Consider the following 2,049-nt stretch of genomic DNA (forward strand, 5'->3'; position numbering starts at 1 on the left):
CCACACCCTCCACACCCACCACACCACCCACTACCTCGAACTCACCCCCCACCCCACCCTCACCCCACCCACCCTCGAAACCCTCCACACCCTGCGTGACGCCGACGAGGCCACCGACCGCGCGGCCAGACACCCCGGATTCCACGTCACCCCGCTCACCAGCCCGCACCACCCCGAGTCACGCGGCCTCGCCGCCGCGCTCGCCACCCTGTGGGCCCACGGGCACCGCGGCACTCCCACGGGCGACGCCGCCCCCCGGTCCGGCGCGCGCCGGCGTACCGACGCCGAACTGCCCGCCTACCCCTTCCAGAACAGGCGCTACTGGCTCGACGCCCCGGCGTCGCCCGGCGACCTCACCGCCGTGGGGCTGACGGCCGCCGGGCACCCGTTCCTGAGCACGTCGCTCGTCCGGCCCGACGGCGCGGTCGTCCTCACCGGCCGGGTGTCCCTCGCCGAGCAGCCCTGGCTCGCCGACCACGCCCTCGACGCGACCACCCTGCTGCCCGCCGCCGCCTTCCTCGACCTCGCCCTGCACGCCGCCCACCGGACCCAGGCGACCCGCCTCGACACCCTCACCGTCGAGGCCCCGCTGGTCCTCGCGGACAGCGGCGCGGTCCACCTCCAGCTCGCCGTCGGAGCCCCCGGAGCGGACGGGCGGAGGACGCTCGAGATCCACTCGCGGCCGGCCGCGACCGGCGGGGACGCGGACACGGACGCGGCCTGGACGAGACACGTCAGCGGCCTGCTCACGCACGAGCCGGCGTCCCCTTCGGCCGCGCCGGCCGCGGCGCCGCCCGGTGGAGACGCGGTCGACCTGTCCGGCTTCTACGACCGGCTGGCCGAGCAGGGTTACCGCTACGGGCCGGCCTTCCAGGGCCTCGGCAGCGCGCGTCGCCACGGGGCCGCCCTCGACGGCCGCGCCGGCACCGCCCCGGACGGCGACCTGGGCGGCATCCTGGGCGGCGAGGTACGGCTGGGCCCGGACGGGACGGACGGCACCGTCGGCACGGTCGGCTTCGGCATCCACCCTGCGCTGCTCGACGCCGCCCTGCACCTCGTCCACCTGGACCAGGACGGCGCGGGCGCCGAGCGCGACCCCGACCGGCTGCGGCTGCCGTTCGCCTGGTCCGGCGTCACCCTGCACGCCACGGGCGCGGCCGCGGCGCGGGCCCAGCTCACCCGCACCGGCGCCGAGAGCTACGCGCTGGCGCTGACCGACGCGGCGGGCGCGCCGGTCCTGACCGCCGACGAGCTCGTCGTGCGCGCAGCGAGCCGGCGGCAGCTCGCCGAGGCGGCCGCGCCCCAGGCCCCGCTGTACGAGCTGACCTGGCAGGTCACGCCGGCGGACCGCGCGGCGGAGCCGGAGCGGGCGACGGTCGTCGTGCTCGGGTCGGCGCGGTCGCGGGTGGTCGAGGCGCTGGCATCCGCCGGCTGGGCGAGCGACGTGCGACCGGACCTGCCGGCGCTGCTCGCGACCGTCGAGGACGGGACGGCGGCACCGGAGCTGGTGGTCGCCGACCTGTCCCCGACGGGCTCCGCCCTGCCGGGCAGTGACGCCGAGGCGGGGGACGACGCCGACGCGCCGGCCGCCGCACACGCAATGACCGCGCGGGTGCTGGCGCTGCTGCGGGACTGGCTCGCCGAGCCGCGCCTCGACGGCGCCCGGCTGGTCCTGGTGAGCCAGGGGACGGTCGCGACGGACGACGGCGACCCGGTCCCGGCGCTCACCGCCGCTCCCGTCTGGGGACTGGTACGCACCGCCCAGGCCGAGCATCCCCACCGGTTCGGCCTCGTCGACCTGGACGACGACCCGCTCAGCCTCGCGGCGCTGCCCTCGGCGCTCGGCCGCACCGCCGAACCCCAGCTCGCGCTTCGCCACGGCGCGCGGCTCGCCGCCCGGCTCACCGCCCACAGCCCCGGCACCGACACCGACACCACCGACCAGCCGGCGCTGGACCCGGACGGCACGGTCCTCATCACCGGCGGCACCGGCACCCTCGGCGGACTCGTCGCCCGCCACCTCGTCACCCGGCACGGCGCCCGCCACCT

The 2,049-nt window shown here is 78.2% G+C and carries 1 protein-coding gene; it reads left to right on the forward strand.

Translation table 11 applies throughout. The features are described 5' to 3' along the window. On the forward strand, positions 1–2,049 hold a 2,049-nt coding region (locus BL253_RS38960; RefSeq protein WP_198946574.1), incomplete at both ends, for a SpnB-like Rossmann fold domain-containing protein.

The organism is Pseudofrankia asymbiotica (assembly GCF_001983105.1).
Taxonomy (GTDB): domain Bacteria; phylum Actinomycetota; class Actinomycetes; order Frankiales; family Frankiaceae; genus Pseudofrankia; species Pseudofrankia asymbiotica.